The 19,419-nt window shown below is 53.0% G+C and carries 13 protein-coding genes; all 13 read left to right on the top strand.

Annotation, left to right across the window (positions count from 1 at the left end):
- Positions 1–2,263 (top strand): DNA-directed RNA polymerase subunit beta (locus RR877_RS03705; protein WP_332627722.1); only part of this gene is annotated, 2,263 nt, incomplete at its 5' end.
- Between the two features lie 40 nt (positions 2,264–2,303).
- Positions 2,304–6,179 (top strand): DNA-directed RNA polymerase subunit beta', encoded by a 3,876-nt coding sequence (gene rpoC, locus RR877_RS03700; RefSeq protein ID WP_332551211.1) that lies wholly within the window; start codon positions 2,304–2,306, stop codon positions 6,177–6,179.
- Between the two features lie 118 nt (positions 6,180–6,297).
- The gene (locus RR877_RS03695; RefSeq protein ID WP_332627721.1) at positions 6,298–7,377 is read left to right on the top strand and encodes a hypothetical protein; all 1,080 of its coding nucleotides are present in this window, start codon (positions 6,298–6,300) and stop codon (positions 7,375–7,377) included.
- Between the two features lie 12 nt (positions 7,378–7,389).
- Positions 7,390–9,876, top strand: a complete 2,487-nt coding sequence (locus tag RR877_RS03690; protein ID WP_332627720.1) for a hypothetical protein — start codon at positions 7,390–7,392, stop codon at positions 9,874–9,876.
- A gap of 73 nt (positions 9,877–9,949) precedes the next feature.
- Positions 9,950–10,951, top strand: coding sequence for a hypothetical protein (locus RR877_RS03685; RefSeq protein WP_332627719.1), 1,002 nt, complete (start codon positions 9,950–9,952; stop codon positions 10,949–10,951).
- 32 nt (positions 10,952–10,983) lie between these two features.
- Positions 10,984–12,180 (top strand): hypothetical protein, encoded by a 1,197-nt coding sequence (locus RR877_RS03680; RefSeq protein ID WP_332627717.1) that lies wholly within the window; start codon positions 10,984–10,986, stop codon positions 12,178–12,180.
- 73 nt (positions 12,181–12,253) lie between these two features.
- Positions 12,254–12,889, top strand: coding sequence for a hypothetical protein (locus RR877_RS03675; protein ID WP_332627716.1), 636 nt, complete (start codon positions 12,254–12,256; stop codon positions 12,887–12,889).
- Positions 12,890–13,105: 216 nt separating this feature from the next.
- Positions 13,106–13,480 carry a 30S ribosomal protein S12 gene (gene rpsL / locus RR877_RS03670; RefSeq protein WP_182485235.1) on the top strand — a complete coding sequence of 125 codons (375 nt, stop codon included), beginning with the start codon at positions 13,106–13,108 and terminating at the stop codon, positions 13,478–13,480.
- Entirely contained in the window at positions 13,480–13,950 is a 471-nt protein-coding gene (gene rpsG / locus RR877_RS03665; protein WP_096382567.1) for a 30S ribosomal protein S7, read from the top strand. Before rpsL ends, rpsG begins: the two co-directional genes overlap by 1 nt.
- Before the next feature lie 42 nt (positions 13,951–13,992).
- Positions 13,993–16,110, top strand: a complete 2,118-nt coding sequence (gene fusA / locus RR877_RS03660; RefSeq protein WP_332550955.1) for an elongation factor G — start codon at positions 13,993–13,995, stop codon at positions 16,108–16,110.
- 83 nt (positions 16,111–16,193) lie between these two features.
- Complete coding sequence (tuf, locus tag RR877_RS03655; RefSeq protein ID WP_110232718.1) at positions 16,194–17,387, top strand: elongation factor Tu; 1,194 nt, start codon at positions 16,194–16,196, stop codon at positions 17,385–17,387.
- An 81-nt stretch (positions 17,388–17,468) separates the two neighbouring features.
- A complete protein-coding gene (locus RR877_RS03650) occupies positions 17,469–17,744 on the top strand; it encodes a hypothetical protein (protein WP_332550954.1) in 276 nt (91 codons plus the stop codon).
- Between the two features lie 166 nt (positions 17,745–17,910).
- Complete coding sequence (locus RR877_RS03645; protein ID WP_277494939.1) at positions 17,911–19,401, top strand: amino acid permease; 1,491 nt, start codon at positions 17,911–17,913, stop codon at positions 19,399–19,401.
- Positions 19,402–19,419: the final 18 nt, after the last annotated feature.

The raw sequence follows: 19,419 nt of genomic DNA, 5'->3' as shown, positions 1-19,419 counted from the left end.
CGTTGTAGCAGCAATCAAGGAGTTCTTCGGAACCTCACAGCTGTCACAGTTCATGGACCAGAACAACCCTCTCGCCGGTCTGACCCACAAGCGTCGTCTCTCGGCACTGGGCCCCGGTGGTCTCTCGCGTGAGCGTGCAGGTGTTGAGGTTCGTGACGTTCACTCGTCCCACTACGGACGTATGTGCCCCATCGAAACCCCTGAAGGTCCGAACATTGGTCTGATTGGTTCGCTCGCCTCGTTCGCGCGTATCAACGCCTTTGGTTTCATTGAGACCCCTTACCGCCGCGTCGTCAAGGGCAAGGTAACCGAGAACATCGATTACCTCACCGCTTCGGAAGAAGATGACTTCGTTGTTGCACAGGCAAACGCACCTCTTACCAAGGACAGCCACTTCGCTGAAGAGCGCGTGCTTGTCCGTCGTAAGGGTGGCGAGGTTGAACTCGTTCCTGCCGCTGAGGTGGACTACATGGACGTTTCGCCCCGCCAGATGGTTTCTGTTGGTACGTCGCTGATTCCATTCCTCGAGCACGACGATGCTAACCGCGCACTCATGGGTGCCAACATGCAGCGTCAGGCTGTGCCACTGCTGCGCAGCGAAAGCCCACTGGTTGGTACCGGTATGGAAAACTTCGCCGCTATCGATGCTGGTGACGTTATCCTCACCAACAAGGCCGGTGTCGTTTCTGAGGTTTCGGCTGATGTCGTTACCGTTCAGCTCGATGAGGGTGGAACTGAGGACTACTTCCTCCGTAAGTTCGACCGCTCGAACCAGGGCACCAGCTACAACCACCGCGTCATCGTGACCGCTGGTGAGCGTGTAGAGGTTGGTCAGGTCATCGCTGATGGTCCAGCCACCGAAAACGGTGAACTGGCTCTGGGAAAGAACCTGCTCGTGGCATTCATGCCCTGGGAAGGTCACAACTTCGAGGACGCGATCATCCTGTCGCAGCGTCTCGTGCAGGACGACGTCCTTTCATCGATTCACATCGAGGAGTATGACGTTGATGCTCGTGACACCAAGCTGGGTAAGGAAGAGATCACTCGCGACCTCCCCAACGTGTCCCCTGAACTCATCGCTAACCTCGATGAGCGCGGCATCATCCGTATCGGTGCAGAGGTTCGCCCCGGCGACATCCTCGTCGGTAAGGTCACTCCTAAGGGTGAGACCGAGCTTTCCGCCGAAGAGCGTCTGCTGCGCGCCATCTTCAACGAGAAGAGCCGCGAAGTTCGCGACACCTCGCTCAAGGTTCCTCACGGTGAGTCCGGAACCATCATTGGTGTGAAGGTCTTCGACGCAGTGAACGACGAAGACGAGCTCGGCTCGGGCGTCAACCAGCGCGTTGTTGTCTACATCGCTCAGAAGCGCAAGATCACCGAAGGTGACAAGCTCGCTGGTCGTCACGGAAACAAGGGTGTTATCGCCAAGATTCTCCCTGTTGAAGACATGCCATTCCTCGAAGACGGTACCCCCGTTGACGTGGTTCTCAACCCGCTCGGTATCCCCGGTCGCATGAACTTCGGTCAGGTCCTCGAGACCCACCTGGGTTGGATTGCGAAGCAGGGTTGGAAGGTAGATGGTTCACCTGAGTGGGCTGCCAACCTTCCTGCAGAAGCATTCGAGGCTGCCCCTGGTACCAAGGTTGCTACCCCTGTATTCGACGGTGCTCTCGAGGAAGAAATCGCGGGTCTGCTTGACTCCACGACTCCTACTCGTGACGGCGACCGCCTCATCGGTTCTTCCGGTAAGGCACGTCTGTTCGACGGTCGTTCCGGCGAGCCATTCCCCGAGCCCATCTCGGTTGGTTACATGTACATCCTGAAGCTGCACCACCTTGTCGATGACAAGATTCACGCACGTTCAACGGGTCCTTACTCGATGATCACGCAGCAGCCTCTTGGTGGTAAGGCACAGTTCGGTGGACAGCGATTCGGTGAGATGGAGGTGTGGGCACTGGAAGCTTATGGTGCCGCTTACGCACTCCAGGAACTCCTCACCATCAAGTCCGACGACATCGTGGGCCGTGTCAAGGTTTACGAAGCCATCGTCAAGGGCGAGAACATCCAGGAGCCCGGTATCCCCGAGTCGTTCCGCGTTCTCATGAAGGAAATGCAGTCCCTCGGTCTCAACGTTGAGGTTCTCAACGAAGCTGGCGATGTCGTCAGCCTCCGCGACGCCGACGATGAGGCATACCGCGCCGCTGAAGAGCTCGGTATCAACATCTCCACTCGTTTCGAGTCTTCGTCAATCGACGAGATCTAAACGCCAGTCAGACACTTAAGAATCTAAGGAAAGAGTTAAATTGCTCGACGCAACCGCTTTTGACAAGCTTCGTATCGGTCTGGCCACTGCTGACGACATCCGTCGTTGGTCGTTCGGTGAGGTCAAGAAGCCCGAAACCATCAACTACCGCACCCTCAAGCCTGAGAAGGACGGCCTCTTTGGTGAGCAGATCTTCGGACCTTCTCGCGACTGGGAATGCTCCTGTGGCAAGTACAAGCGTGTCCGCTTCAAGGGCATCGTTTGTGAGCGCTGTGGCGTAGAGGTCACCAAGTCGTCCGTGCGCCGTGAGCGCATGGGTCACATTGAGTTGGCCGCTCCCGTTACCCACATCTGGTACTTCAAGGGCGTTCCTAGCCGCTTGGGTTACCTGCTGGACATGGCTCCCAAGGACCTCGAGAAGGTCATCTACTTCGCTGCCTACATGGTTATCGACGTAGACGAAGAGGGTCGTCACGCTGACATGCCTGGTCTGGAGAACGAGCTTCGTCTCGAGCTCAAGACCCTCGGTGACCAGCGCGACTCTCGCATTGCTGACCGCATGCAGCGTCTCGAGAACGACCTTGCAGCTCTCGAAGCTGAAGGTGCTAAGGCAGACCAGAAGCGTCGTGCGAAGGACGTAGCTGAGAAGGAAATGTCTCAGATCCGTAAGTCCATCGACGAAGAAATCGCTCGCCTCGAGCGCGTCTGGGATGACTTCCGCAACCTCAAGGTTGGCGACCTCAAGCCTGAAGACGCTGTCTTCAACGAGCTGGTAGACCGCTACGGCCTGTACTTCGACGCATTCATGGGTGCTGAAGCAATCAAGAAGCGTCTGGAAACCTTCGACCTCGCAGGTGAAGCTGAATCGCTTCGTCTCGAGATCACCGAGGGCAAGGGTGCGAAGAAGATTCGTGCCATCAAGCGCCTCAAGGTTGTTTCCTCCTTCCTCAACACCGGCACCTCGCCTGCAGCGATGGTTCTCGATGTTGTTCCCGTTATCCCACCAGAGCTTCGCCCCATGGTTCAGCTCGACGGTGGACGCTTTGCGACCTCTGACCTCAACGACCTTTACCGTCGTGTGATCAACCGCAACAACCGTCTCCGTCGCCTCCTTGACCTCGGTGCTCCCGAGATCATCGTGAACAACGAGAAGCGCATGCTTCAGGAAGCTGTTGACGCACTGTTCGACAACGGTCGTCGTGGTCGCCCCGTTACCGGTACCGGTAACCGTGCGCTCAAGTCGCTGTCTGACATGCTCAAGGGTAAGCAGGGTCGTTTCCGTCAGAACCTGCTCGGTAAGCGCGTGGACTACTCCGGTCGTTCCGTCATCATCGTGGGTCCTCAGCTCAAGCTGCACCAGTGTGGTCTGCCTAAGCAGATGGCACTCGAACTGTTCAAGCCATTCGTTATCAAGCGTCTGATCGACCTGAGCCACGCTCAGAACATCAAGAGCGCCAAGCGCATGGTTGAGCGTAGCCGTCCCCAGGTGTGGGATGTTCTCGAAGAGATCATCCGCGAGCGTCCAGTTCTGCTGAACCGCGCACCAACCCTGCACCGCCTCGGTATTCAGGCATTCGAACCTCAGCTCATTGAAGGTAAGGCTATTCAGCTTCACCCTCTCGTGTGTGCTGCGTTCAACGCTGACTTCGACGGTGACCAGATGGCTGTTCACCTTCCGCTCTCGGTTGAGGCTCAGGCCGAAGCTCGCATCCTGATGCTTGCTTCGAACAACATCCTCAAGCCTTCGGATGGTCGTCCCGTGACCCTGCCTACGCAGGACATGATCATTGGTCTGCACCACCTCACCACCGTGAAGGAAGGTGCTACCGGTGAAGGTCGCGCATTCTCTTCCGTTTCTGAGGCAATCCTCGCTCACGACCAGCACACGCTGGACCTCAACGCCATGGCACGCATTCGTCTCAACGATGTTGTCTTCGCTGAGGGTGAAGCACCTGAGGGTTACACCGGTGGACCAGTTCTGGTCAACACCACTCTGGGTCAGGCACTGTTCAACGAGGCTCTGCCCGCTGACTACCCCTACATCCAGAAGGTTGCTGACAAGGGCACCATCTCCGGCATCGTCAACGACCTTGCTGAGCGTTACCCCAAGACTGTGGTTGCTGCCACCCTTGACAACATCAAGGATGCAGGTTTCCACTGGGCTACTCGCTCGGGTGTGACCGTTGCACTCTCCGACGTTCTGACTCCTCCAAACAAGCGCGAAATCGTTGCTGGTTACGAGAAGTTGGCTGCGAAGGTTCAGTCTGAGTTCGAGAAGGGCATGATCACTGACAACGAACGTCGTCAGGAACTGATCAAGATCTGGACCGACGCCACTGCTGAAGTTGCTGAAGCTATGCAGAAGAACTTCCCTGCAAACAACACCATTAACCGCATGGTCACCTCTGGTGCTCGTGGTAACTGGCTGCAGGTCCGCAACATTGCGGGTATGCGTGGTCTGGTGAACAACCCTAAGGGTGAAATTATCCCTCGTCCGATCATCTCGTCGTACCGTGAAGGTCTCTCCGTTGTGGAGTACTTCATCGCGACACACGGTGCTCGTAAGGGTCTTGCTGACACCGCTCTGCGTACTGCAGACTCCGGTTACCTCACTCGTCGTCTCGTCGACGTATCGCAGGATGTCATCATCCGCGAAGAGGACTGTGGCACCACTAAGGGTCTCGACCTGCCTATCGCTGCCGCTAACGCAGCTGGTGAGCTCGTCCGTGACGCCAACGTGGAGAACTCCATCTATGCACGTAGCCTCGCTGCTGACGCAGTCGACGCTAAGGGCAACGTCATCGCCAAGGCTGGCGACGACGCAGGTGACGTTCTGATCGACACTCTCATCGCTGCGGGCATCCACGAGGTCAAGGTCCGTTCGGTCCTGACCTGTGAGTCTGCAACCGGTGTATGTGCTGCCTGCTACGGCCGTTCACTTGCTACCGGCAAGCTCGTCGACATCGGTGAAGCCGTCGGTATCATCGCTGCACAGTCGATTGGTGAACCTGGTACTCAGCTCACCATGCGTACCTTCCACACTGGTGGATCCGCATCCGCTGATGACATCACCCAGGGTCTGCCCCGTGTTCAGGAGCTCTTCGAAGCACGTACCCCTAAGGGTGCATCGCCTATCGCTGAGACTGCTGGTCGCATCACCATCGAAGAGACCGACAAGAGCCGTAAGGTAATCCTCACCCCCGACAACGGTGACGAGGCAGTTATCTACCCCGTGCTCAAGCGTTCGACTCTCCTCGTCTCTGATGGAGACCACGTTGAACTCGGTCAGCAGCTCCAGGTTGGAACCGTTGACCCCAAGGAAGTTCTGCGAGTACAGGGCGTTCGCGCCGTTCAGCAGCACCTCGTTGGTGGCGTGCAGGGCGTATACCGCTCGCAGGGTGTACCTATCCACGACAAGCACATTGAGGTCATCGTTCGTCAGATGCTCCGCAAGGTAACTGTTGTTGAGCACGGTGACACCGAACTCCTCCCAGGTGAGCTCGTTGATCGTTCTCGTTACACCGAGATGAACCGCGCTGCTCTCACAGAAGGCAAGAAGACTGCTTCGGCTCGTCAGGAAGTCCTCGGTATTACCAAGGCTTCGCTGGCTACCGAGTCGTGGCTGTCGGCTGCCTCCTTCCAGGAGACCACTCGTGTTCTCACCCAGGCTGCGATGGACGGCAAGTCCGATCCTCTCGTTGGCCTCAAGGAGAACGTCATCATCGGTAAGCTCATCCCCGCCGGAACCGGTCTTGCGAAGTACCGCAACATCTCGGTTGAGGCGACGGAAGAAGCTAAGGCTGAACGCTACCCCAACCGCATCTTCGCGGCTGAGAGTGACTTCACCGACGCTGACCTGAGCTTCGTCGACTTCGAGTCTTTCTCGTCGGATGACTTCTCGGGTAACTACAACTAAATACACCTAAGAAACCGGGTCACGCAATGCGTGGCCCGGTTTTTGTTTAATAGATTGTTCTCTACGCCTTCGACTAGGATTAACTAATGGGGGTATTTTCCCTATTGGGGGCATTGGGATGAATAAGCTGGTTAAAACCGAAAACATAGATATACAGAACGTTACGTCTACCCGTGATGTTTCCGAGAAAAGAAAGAGGATAGTTCTTTTCTTCCTTCTAGGTCTTTTCGTGTTGATTATTTTGCTTGTGGCGCGTGGAATATTTCAGGAGTCAATCTATAGCCCTAGGGCAGTAGCGCAGCAAGCACTCGACTCTGTAAGTCAAGGCAAATCATCCCAGTTAAAGGTCTTGTTATCAGAGAAGTTTCTCGAGTCTGTTGCTATCGATAATTGGATAGATGGGGATATCGCTCATGCTCAATTTCCTGCTGCCGCGAAAATCAAAGATGTGCAATCTTTTGATTCTTTAGCGACGGTCACGTATAGCTACTCCTCAGGAGGAAAAGAGCAAGAAGGAACTTTGGTACTCGTGAAGGAAAGTCTCACGCCACTGCTCACAGATGCGTGGAAGATTCAAGAAGGCGCACCTCTTGCCGTGATTGAGGTTTCGACATCACCTGCAGCTGTAGATATTTCACCATCAAATTATGTGCTGGCAGGAATTGAAGTTAAGGCACCGAAGGAACCAAAGAAAAGTCAAAAGTTCGCGTTAATCCCTGGCAAATACAGCATCTCTATTGAGTCTGCAAATGAATTCATAGACACGCAAACAACGGAGATCAACGAAAATCGTGCTCAGCGAGTAAACCTGTTCTGGCCTTCGACCTTGTCCAGTTCCGGAATTTCATCCGTATCTGGATTAATTGATCAAAAAGTAAACGAATGTTTCGATTCCGATATTTCGCTGGAGAATATTTCGAAATCCTGCAACGACATCGAAATCATGTTTGATGGCGAGGGCTTCCGCAGTGATGCGTCAGAAGTTGATTGTTCCGTGCGTTCGATTCCAGCATTGCAGAGCATGAATGAGGACGGCGAGATCCTTACCGATGGCCTCGGGAAGTTTATGTGCACGAGCGTCGGCAGTACGAGAAGATTCTTTGGCAACGACAGCATCTCCAGCTTGCCAGTAGTCACGGGTGAGTATGAGGTCACCTACCGGCTTCGGATAAGTTCTAAGAGCATTGACATTAGGTAGGTCAAACGAATAATGAGAATTGCGAAAATTATCAGTCGCATCACAGCAGCAACCGCGCTTGCGTCACTTCTAGCGTTGAATGTTCCCAGCCCACCTGAGTCAGCCGTGGCAGCCGAAACCCAATGCGAGCTGGCAATTTTCGCTTTTAGAGGTACCAGTGAACCGCAACTTACAAGCGATGAAACAAAGTACAAAGGATTTACGACGAATGGCTGGGAGGGCGATCGCCTTGGACAGTTACTTCAACATTTCGCAAAAGATTTACAAGCCTCTGGAAGCAAAGACATAGTTAATAAAATTAAAGTAATCGGTGTTGGAGGCGACGATTACACCGCTAAGCTCGAGGGCAATTTAGAGCTCATGGTTGAGGACACCATTGCTTTTCATCAAGCCTTCGAAAATTCAGGCTGTCCCACAAATGGAGCGATTCTTCTCGGATATTCACAGGGCGCAGGTATCGCAACCAGAATAACTTCTGACACGCTTAACTCTGGGCTAGAAGTTGTTGGAGGACTAGTCACTGTTGCTGATCCATACCACATACCTGCTTCTTGGCCTTGGGCGCCTCCGAGTAATACAGGTTCGGGGAGTGAAGGAACAGGTGTTGGTCTGTGGGCGGGAGTAATTCTTCCACTGCTAGCTTCGGCACCTGGAATAAAGGAAGCAATAAATGTAGCTTCAAGCAGGAAAGTTACCGATTCAATTATTCCTGAATGGGTAAAGCCTGTCGAGTTAAAGAATAGATACGATATTTGTCTAAATGGTGACACAATTTGCGATTTTTCGATAGCGAGTGCCCCATACTTTAATATCAGCATCGACCCTTCTCTATTTGTTTTAGAAGTCTTACGTCTAGCAACAACGGGAATGACTGTCCACGGTTCGTACTTCCAAAAGGATGCCGAAGAAAATCAAGATGCGATTTATGGTGGCCGCCAACTTGCGGGCATAGTCAAAAACGCGCTTATTGAGGATGAGGCAAGCAAGGATTACACAAGGCCACTTCAAGTAGCACTGGTCATAGATACGACAAGATCAATGACTGACTACCTAGAAGATGCAAAGTCGCAAGCAAAGGCGACAGCAGAAGGAATCTTCTCGCAGAACGGTAGCGTATCAATCATTGACTACCGAGATTTCTATCCCGAAGTTGACTTCGCTTCAAGAATTCCTACAGGTTGCGAATTCGTCACAACAGTTGAAGCGGTTCAGTCGTGCCTGGATCAGTTGGTCATTGCTCCGGAGAATTCTAGAGAAACTCCCGAGACTGTTTATTGCGGTATTGGGACCGCAATCATGAGGCTACCTTGGGCAAAGGAAAGTATCCGCGATATCGTCGTGATCGGTGATGCTGCCCCGAAAGAGCCCGCAGATTCAAGCCAGCTGTCACTTAAAGATATCGAAACTATGATGAGGACACCAACCATTTGGGGAAGTCTTGCATCGACGAATTTAACCTTCCCGGGATGTCCGGCACCTGATCTCGTGGAGTCCACAGAGGCTCTTGATTCTGTGAGAGTTGACAAGAATCAGCAGGGCGGGCCAATAGTCAATGTCCAGGATGAAGTTGGATTAAGCGCAGTTATTTCCGTTGTGGCAGCTCCGTCAGCCACTTCATGGTTCTCAACGGAAGTGCCCAATCCCATGTCGGGCAGCGCAAGTATGCAAAGTCTTGTCGAGACAACTGGAGGTGTTTTTGTCACGGATGTCCAAGCTAAGAAATCTGGGTTTTCAAGCTCATTGATCGATTCGATTGAGACAGTGGTGGCTTCGGCTCCAGATAATCCAGTTGCCTTGGTCAGTGCCCCAAGTGAGGTCTTCGTTGATGAACCATTTGCCATCGATGGACTTTGGTCTAAACATGTCGGTGAAGAAGCGAAATTCGAGTTCGATTTCGATGGAAATGGAACCTACGAGTTGAGTAGCAAAGTTGGAGTTATCGAGCACACCTTTGAGAAGGCCGGTTACTTTCAAATAGGTATGCGGGTAACCGACTCAAAGAATAGAGTCGCGACAACGAAAATCACGGTCAAAGCCGTCAAGCAGCAGGACGTAACGATTCCGTTTGATCCTGAAGACAAGTCAAGCCAATTACCAGGGGCGAGCTTGTCGACGAACACTGCTGAAGTCGGTCAAGATATTCAGGTATTTGTAAAAGGTTTAGATAGCTCCGAAAATTGGACTATTCGATTTGTCCCCGAAGGCGAAGAAAAGCCCTGGGAGACCTCCCCAACAGCAATGGCCGGACTGTTTGATGCAAAAGCTGGCAAATCCGGACAGGATGTCAGGGTGGATGAAGCACTGGTTCCGGGGAAGTACCGCGCCTTAGTACTCACAAATAATTTGCGCTGGGCTGATGCGGGAGTGCTCGAAGTAAAACCACCCGTTGATTATGCATCTATCGTGCTTATTGCCGGCATTGGTGTAGCCGTTGTGATCCTCATACTTACCGGCTGGCTGGCCTACCGCCGGCTAAAAAAAGAGCGACTGCAGGGCTAAGGTTTACGCACTAAAGTTTTCCCTCTTTTAAAAAACACTATTTTTTGACCTAGAGCCGTAGTAGATTAATTATGTGAGACCCATCTGGGTTGAGCGTCAAAAATGGGGGATTACTTTGTCGTTTGCTAAAAAAACACTTTCAATTTTTGTAGGCCTTGTTCTGGTGACGACCCTTGTGTCGTGTGCCTCGACAAAACCCCAAGATGTGGTCAAACAGGAACCTAAGGCTGTATTGTCAAGGATCTTAGATCTGTTGAAGCAAGGTAACGGACCTGAATTTGCGGCTTTGCTGGCAGCATTCACGGAACATTCCGGTCTCGAAACTGATGACGACGATAAGGTGCTCCCTTTACTCCCCAGTTCCGGGCTTGAGACTGAACCCTTTGTAGAGGAATACAAGTCCCCTGAGACGGGCACCATTACCTACACGCTGACGTTTCAGCAAAACGATAGTGAGTACGGTCTGATTTTCACAGGCGCACAATCTGCGGCCGGTTCACAAACATGGTCTTATGACTTGCAGGAAATGAATTTCCCCGGCACGACGGTGGCAAGCAACTGGAAGTTTGGCGACAAAACATTCAAGCCCGATTATTACGAGGCAATGCCCGGTTTAGCAATTGCACCTGAGATTGCGCCAGATCCAACTGGTTGGATTGAGATGCCCAAAATTAACGCAAAGGAGACCTGGAGCAAGCAAAAGACTGGGGTAGCACTGTCTAACACGGGATTTGAGCAAATTGAAGCAACGCTTCCCGCGGCGTGTGATGCTCTGTTCGCCGACCTTACTGCAAATCTGGACCCAGAAACTTATAGAAATTATGTTTTGGACTCCTGCGAAGGGCCAGACGCTGATGCCATCAGTGTTTACGATGCGTACATTTTCTCAGTTTCGGTAACGCTTAAATATTCTTACGAGTACTACGGAAGTGGTGGATATTTTTTCTCGTCGAAGAAGGAGTGGAAAGCAGCTAGCGATTCAAGATATTCCGATGTCACCTTTTCGCAATCGGATGGAGTGTGGACCGCATTCATCAATGAGGATGGGGAACCAACCGAAATTATGGTCAAGTAACTTTCCAGTCGAGCGAGTTAGAGGTAAATATTATGACGGACAATGCAGATGAGCAATTTGAGAAAGCGACCCTTCCGGATTTTGTAAAGACGATTTCCGGGGATGTTGTCAAGAAGAGTTTCCTTCTTGCGGCAATAACATTCGCATCGACTTATGTAGTCAGTTGGGTTGTGCTGTTGCTGGGCGGAATTATTTCGAACTGGAGTTACTTTGATTTTGGAAACACCTTCACGGGTGCATTCCAATCAATTACATTGGCTGGATTTAGTTCGCTAGTTTCTTCTTCGGAGCAAAGTTTTGGCGGGTTTTCGATTGGTTTTGTGCCACTGTTTACTTTTGCTGCGCTGATCCTCAATACAATCTTTGCTTCTAGGAAGTTGCTCGCCGATCAGGCAAAACTAGGTATGGCGAAACTACTACTTCCTGCAATCATCAGCGGTCTCATGGTTGCTCTGGCCGCCACGATATTTGCCGCGGTTCTTCCCATACAAACCGGAGATGCATTTTCCGAAATGAGTCAATCAGCGGCTTCATTCCTGTCCTTTATTCTGCTGTTTGTTTTCGTCGCCGTGACGATTCTTCTTTCAGTTCTTAAATTAGAGAAAAAATGGCTAGACAAGATCCTTGAATATGTTCCTGCAGGCACTGTTGCGACGTCACTTCGTCACTTAGGTGCATTGATGCTTGTCGGAACCATTGCTTTTTTGATTTGGGTTTCAACGGGGGGAGCCATTGATTTCTGGCTGGTTTTGTTGTTATTGCCAACGGCGGGGATATGGGTGTCAAACATTCTGCTTCTCGGCCAAATACGTGCAGATATGTCTTTGCTAGGTGGTGCATTTCAGCAGGACTTAGGTCTCTTTTCGATGACTTTGGACGCATGGGTTCCGTGGGTGGCCTTGTTGGTAGTTCTCGCATTAGGGCTTATTGCATCGATGTATCTGGCGATTAGGCGTGGTGGAAAGCTAGGCACCAATTCGGATTGGATTAAAACTCCTCTTGCCTACGCCTTTTTAGGTCTAGTTCTACAAATCTTCTCTGTTTTCGCAGTTTCATACAGTGGGGCTGAAGGCTTCGCAGGGGCATCTGGTGGCGTATACATGGCTGCCTGGTCATTCCTCATTTTTGGTCTGTGGGGTTTGTTGGTCGAGGTGAGTAGCCGATTTGTAGCTCCCTACCTTGTTCCAAAACTGCCAAAGGGAATTTTCCAATTTCTAAAAAAATATTAATGTAATTGATTTGACGAAACGTAGTGATGGCCTTGCTTTTGCGGGGCCATCTGCGGTGTAGGCTAAGCGCACCATGAGCGACTCGTCACAAGACCACCCCGAGTTCTTCAAGCCTGCACCCGAGGAAGAACCTCAAGGCCTCGGCTTTGCTGGTGTGAACGGATCGCAGACCACGGAAGATGCTCCTGCGGTTGAGGCTGCGCCCAGCAACCGCACAACTGGTGCCCTAGTTGCGCTCTTGGGCGGCGTGCTCTTTGCCGTTCTCTATGCCCTGGCTGCCTGGGGTTATAGCGCTGCTGCCTGGATGTATGGGGACTCGGCCGAAGGAACGCAGGCCGCGGTCTTTATCCAAGACCGCACCATTGCCTTCCTCTCTACTCCGGTGTATTGGCTCACCGCTATTGCGTTCACGCTCTACTTCGTGATCTTGGCCATCCTGATCAACAAGGGCCACTGGCGCACATTCGTGTTGTGGGGCTTAGTTGTTGCCATCCTGACCTATGCCACCGCTATTGGTGCAGGTCTGCTCACGGTTCGCGCCTGGACGCTGACGTTGAGTGAAGCCCTTGATTTTATGTGGCACGGAATTGCCTTCAACCCCTTGGTTTTGGTCGCTGTGGTGCTCTCTCGTGAGATCCCCATCTGGTTTGGTGGCTGGATCGCAGTCAAGAGTCGCAAGCTGCGCGATGCACCTGAAGTGACTGAGTAGGCAAACTGCCGTTTGACCCCACCGGGTAGCTGAGATAAGCTTTTGCCTTGGTGCGTTTTGCGTGCCAGAAACACCTTAAGGGTCTACCCACTTTCAACAGTGGTGAACCCCCACGGCATATCTGTCAGAAATGACTTCACGCTCGTGAAGTCGCGGCAGATGTTTAGCTAAATCGTTTAGCGGCTGTCACCGTGCAGTTTTATCAAGGAGTAAATAGTGCCAACTATTAACCAGTTGGTTCGTAAGGGACGCTCGCCCAAGGTCACCAAGACCAAGGCACCCGCCCTCAAGTCGAACCCTCAGCAGCGTGGCGTATGCACCCGTGTGTACACCACCACCCCCAAGAAGCCCAACTCGGCTCTTCGTAAGGTTGCTCGTGTCAAGCTCAGCAACGGTACTGAAGTAACCGCCTACATCCCAGGTGAAGGTCACAACCTCCAGGAGCACTCGATGGTGCTCGTTCGCGGTGGTCGTGTAAAGGACCTCCCCGGTGTTCGCTACAAGATCATCCGTGGCGCACTCGACACCCAGGCTGTTAAGAACCGTAAGCAGGCTCGTAGCCGCTACGGAGCGAAGATGGAGAAGAAGTAATGCCTCGTAAAGGTCCCGCTCCTAAGCGTCCTGTAGTCGCCGATCCCGTATACGGCGCCCCCATTGTCACCCAGCTCGTCAACAAGATTCTTCTTGATGGCAAGAAGGGTCTCGCAGAGCGCATCGTTTATGGTGCACTCGAAGGTGTAACCGCAAAGACTGGCGCAGACGCAGTAGTAACTCTCAAGAAGGCACTCGACAACGTGCGCCCCACCCTTGAGGTTCGCTCTCGCCGTGTTGGTGGTTCGACCTACCAGGTCCCCGTTGAGGTTAAGCCTCACCGTGCAAACACCCTCGCACTGCGTTGGTTGACCAGCTACGCAAAGGCTCGTCGCGAAAAGACCATGACCGAGCGTCTCATGAACGAGATTCTCGATGCATCTAACGGTCTTGGCGCAGCAGTCAAGCGTCGTGAAGACACCCACAAGATGGCCGAGTCGAACAAGGCCTTCGCTCACTACCGCTGGTAGTCCGAGCCAAACCCTGTTCACTAACTATTTCGGAGGAATCCTGTGGCTCAAGAAGCCCTCACTGACCTAAACAAGGTCCGCAACATCGGCATCATGGCTCACATTGATGCTGGAAAGACCACCACCACTGAGCGAATCCTGTTCTACACCGGTGTAAACCACAAGATCGGTGAAACTCACGATGGTGCGTCAACCATGGACTGGATGGCACAGGAGCAGGAGCGTGGTATCACGATTACTTCTGCTGCTACCACCTGTTTCTGGAACAAGAACCAGATCAACATCATTGACACCCCCGGTCACGTTGACTTCACCGTGGAGGTGGAGCGTTCGCTCCGCGTTCTCGACGGTGCTGTTGCTGTGTTCGATGGTAAAGAAGGTGTTGAGCCTCAGTCTGAGACCGTATGGCGTCAGGCTGACAAGTACGACGTTCCTCGTATCTGCTTCGTCAACAAGATGGACAAGCTGGGTGCTGACTTCTACTTCACCGTAGACACCATCATCAAGCGTCTGGGCGCTAAGCCACTTGTTATCCAGCTTCCTATCGGTTTCGAGAACACCTTCGAAGGTGTTGTTGACCTGGTAGAGATGCGTGCACTCACCTGGCGTGGAGACGCTAAGGGTGACGTGGAAATGGGTGCCAAGTACGACATCGAAGAGATCCCTGCGGACCTCGTCGACAAGGCAAACGAATACCGCGCTGCACTGATCGAAGCTGTTGCTGAAGGTGACGACGAACTTCTCGAGCGTTACCTCAACGGTGACGACCAGTTCACTGTTGCTGAGATCAAGAAGACCATCCGCAAGATGGTTATCGCTTCGGAGATCTACCCCGTTCTCTGTGGTTCTGCTTTCAAGAACCGCGGTGTTCAGCCCATGCTTGACGCTGTTGTTGACTACCTCCCCAGCCCACTCGACGTTGCCGCAACTCAGGGCCACGACGTGCGTGATGAGGAAAAGGTCATCGAGCGTAAGCCTGATGCTTCCGAGCCTTTCGCAGCACTTGCGTTCAAGGTTGCCGTTCACCCCTTCTTCGGTCGTCTCACCTACACCCGCGTTTACTCGGGTAAGGCAGAGTCCGGTGCTCAGGTGCTCAACGCAACTAAGGACAAGAAGGAACGTATCGGCAAGATCTTCCAGATGCACGCCAACAAGGAAATCCCTGTTGACTTGATGTCTGCTGGTCACATCTACGCCGTGATCGGTCTGAAGGACACCACCACTGGTGACACCCTCTGCGATCCTGCAAACCCCATTGTTCTTGAATCAATGAGCTTCCCCGAGCCTGTTATCTCGGTTGCTATTGAGCCCAAGACCAAGGCTGACCAGGAGAAGCTGGGTACTGCTATCCAGAAGCTTGCTGAAGAAGACCCCACCTTCCGCGTTGAGCAGGACCAGGAAACTGGTCAGACTGTGATCTCCGGTATGGGTGAGCTTCACCTCGACATCCTCGTTGACCGTATGCGTCGCGAGTTCAATGTTGAGGCCAACGTGGGTAAGCCTCAGGTTGCCTACCGCGAGACCATTCGTCGCAAGGTAGACAAGCACGACTACACCCACAAGAAGCAGACCGGTGGTTCAGGTCAGTTCGCTAAGGTTCAGATCTCACTCGAGCCTCTTGAGGTTCAGGGCGACAAGATCTACGAATTCGATAACCAGGTAACTGGTGGACGTGTTCCTCGTGAATACATTCCATCCGTTGATGCTGGTTTCCAGGCCTCCATGGCAGTCGGCGTTCTCGCTGGCTACCCCATGGTCGGCGTCAAGGGCATCCTCCTCGATGGTGCCTACCACGACGTTGACTCATCGGAAATGGCCTTCAAGCTTGCAGGCTCAATGGCCTTCAAGGAGGCGGCCCGAAAGGCTGACCCCGTTCTTCTCGAGCCACTTATGGCTGTTGAAGTTCGTACTCCCGAGGAGTACATGGGTGACGTTATCGGTGACCTCAACTCTCGCCGTGGACAAATCCAGTCCATGGAAGATGCAACGGGTGTCAAGGTCGTTAGCGCCCTTGTCCCCCTGTCGGAGATGTTCGGATACGTCGGTGATCTGCGGTCTAAGACCTCAGGTCGCGCTGTGTACTCGATGACTTTCGACAGCTACGCCGAGGTCCCGAAGGCTGTCGCCGACGAGATCGTCCAGAAAAACAAGGGCGAGTAATCTCGCTCCTTGTGAGTTCAGTAAAATAATCCAAACCCTGTAGTTTCCAACCGGAAGCTACTCGAATGTCCTAGGAGGACCCCGTGGCTAAGGCCAAATTCGAGCGCAACAAGCCTCACGTAAACATCGGAACCATTGGTCACGTTGACCACGGTAAGACCACTCTTACCGCAGCAATCTCCAAGGTTCTCGCTGACACCTACCCATCCGCAACCAACGTTCAGCGCGACTTCGCGTCGATCGACTCCGCTCCTGAAGAGCGTCAGCGCGGTATTACCATCAACATCTCGCACGTTGAGTACGAGACCCCCAAGCGTCACTACGCACACGTTGACGCACCTGGCCACGCCGACTACATCAAGAACATGATTACCGGTGCTGCTCAGATGGATGGCGCAATCCTCGTGGTTGCTGCTACTGACGGTCCTATGGCTCAGACTCGCGAGCACGTTCTGCTCGCAAAGCAGGTTGGTGTTCCTTACCTCCTCGTTGCTCTGAACAAGTCCGACATGGTTGACGACGAAGAAATCCTTGAGCTCGTTGAGCTCGAGGTTCGTGAACTCCTCTCCAGCCAGGGCTTCGATGGCGACAACGCTCCTGTTGTTCGCGTATCCGGCCTCAAGGCTCTCGAGGGTGACGCAAAGTGGACCCAGTCGATCCTGGACCTGATGGAAGCTGTTGACAGCTCCGTACCAGACCCAGTACGCGACAAGGACAAGCCATTCCTCATGCCCGTTGAGGACGTCTTCACCATCACCGGTCGTGGAACCGTTGTAACTGGTCGCGCCGAGCGCGGTACCCTCCTCATCAACTCTGAAGTTGAGATCGTTGGTATCCGTCCCACTCAGAAGACCACCGTTACCGGTATCGAGATGTTCCACAAGCAGCTCGACGAAGCATGGGCTGGCGAGAACTGTGGTCTTCTTCTCCGCGGTACCAAGCGTGAAGAGGTTGAGCGTGGACAGGTTGTTGTAAAGCCTGGTTCCGTTACTCCTCACACCAACTTCGAAGGAACTGCCTACATCCTTTCCAAGGATGAGGGTGGACGTCACAACCCATTCTTCGGAAACTACCGTCCTCAGTTCTACTTCCGTACCACTGACGTGACCGGCGTTATCACCTTGCCTGAGGGCAAGGAAATGGTTATGCCTGGTGACACCACTGACATGACCGTTGAGCTGATTCAGCCCATCGCCATGGAAGAGGGCCTCGGCTTCGCTATCCGTGAGGGTGGTCGTACCGTAGGTGCTGGTACCGTAACCAAGATCATCAAGTAATTTCGATTACTCGATAGAGGGGCCGAGCGAAAGCTCGGCCCCTTTTCTTATGCCCTCAAACCCTTTTGATAGCTTTGACCCATGAGTTTGTCGGAGCTACTGACCTGGGTCGGGGTAATTGCCCTAATGATCTTTGTGATCTCATACCCCGCTCAGCGCCGCAATAAGAAACTGGGTAAGAAACCTTCTGGTGGAGCAGCTGGCGCTTTCGCGGTGATGGATGAACTCTTTCTCCCCAGTGCCCGTGAGTCTCGAATTGTTGCTGAGGAACAGGCTGAAGCCAGAGCACCTATGCCCTCTGCCGATGACAAACCGTTTGACGACAATCGCATAGTTATCACGCTCCCGCCGGAGTAACCTCGGTTGTTCTCGTGACAAAGCCGACAATCTACCAATAGTGAAGCCACAATTCGGGATATTTCTATCTGGCGTTGCGTTGTTTCTAGGTTTAGCCTGATTCTCAGCACGCCGTTGTGCATCTGAATTGAGGAATGCACTGAGCGTGAACACCGAAAGGTTTCGCATGTCGGAGTCCGTTTCACAAACGCACCATGACGATGATGCGCATCTGAAGGCCCTGGGATACCAGACCAGCTATTCACGCACCATGTCACTCTGGGGGAACATCGCCCTCGGATTCACATACCTCTCACCGCTGGTAGCGATTTATTCATTGTTCGCTCTTGCGGTCTCCACCGGCGGCCCCCCTTCAATCTGGTGGATTGTGATTGTCGCAGCTGGTCAGCTTCTTGTGGCACTGGTGTTCGGCGAGATTGTGTCCCAGTTCCCCATTGCCGGAGGTCTCTATCCTTGGGCGAGACGTCTGTGGGGTAAACGGTATGCCTGGCTCATCTCCTGGATTTATGTCTGGGCCATGTTGGTAACCATCACTGCTGTTATTGAATTCAGCACCGGTTATGCCATGGAAATCTTTGGTGTTGCTGTCACTCCAGAATCCACCTTGGCATTTGCTATCGGTATTTTGCTGGTGGCACTGCTGTTGAACCTCGGTGGAACCAAGACCATGTCGCGCATTGCACGAATTGGTCTGGCTGCTGAGCTTGTCGGTGTGGTGGGTGTGGGTCTCTACCTGCTTATCTTCCAGCGCCGAAACGACTGGTCAGTTTTCTTCGACACCTTTGGTAAGGGTGATGGTGACTACATGACCGCGTTTGTGGCGTCGGCACTCGTCGGTCTCTTCATGTTCTACGGCTTTGAAGCCTGTGGTGACGTTGCTGAAGAAGTCAGCAACCCAGGTCGCCGTATTCCTAAGGCCATGTATCTCACGATTTTCGTTGGAGCTGTTTCTGCTCTGATGTCCTTTGCTGGATACGTCATGGCAGCACCTAACCTGATCAGCATCGTCAACGGTGAAGACATGAACCCGATTCCTGCCATTTTGGAATCCTCACTCGGTGTCGTTGGTGCCAAGATCTTCGTTGGTGTAGCTGTGCTGGCATTCATCTCGTGCATCTTGAGCCTGCAAGCAGCTGCAAGCCGCCTCATCCAGTCCAAAGCACGCGATGGCATGCTTCCTGGAAGTGCGTGGTTGGCCAAGCTCACTCCTCGCACCAAGGTCCCACGCAACGCTCTGTTTGTTGCCAGCGTGATTCCGATCATTCTGGCCGTGGTTATCTATGCGATGCCTGACACCCTGGTTCCCATTACTGCCTTCGCGGTTTTGGGTATTTACATCTCATTCCAGTCAGTTGTCTTGGCTTCGCTGGTTCAGCGCTTCAAGGGCTGGAGGCCTGCAGGTCAATTCCAACTTGGTGCCTGGGGCATGATCGTCAACATTGCTGCACTGGCCTATGGCATCTGGGCAATTCTGTGGCTGCTCCAGCCTGGCGCGAGCGGCAACTTTGTTGCCGACTGGGCTTCTTTGCTGGGTCTCGGCGTCGTACTCGCGGCGGGCATTTTGTATATGCTTATCGCTCGTCCAGCGTCGAAGTCGGATGCTCCCGCAGGTGATGCCATTGAGGTGGCAAACCAGATGCGAGCTAACGCAAAGTAATTCATTCGAATACGACAA

Origin of the sequence: Aurantimicrobium sp. (genome assembly GCF_036667855.1) — a bacterium.
Taxonomy (GTDB): Bacteria; Actinomycetota; Actinomycetes; order Actinomycetales; family Microbacteriaceae; genus Aurantimicrobium.
The sequence above is the reverse complement of the archived record's forward strand: the minus strand, read 5'-3'. Positions and strand labels throughout refer to the sequence as shown.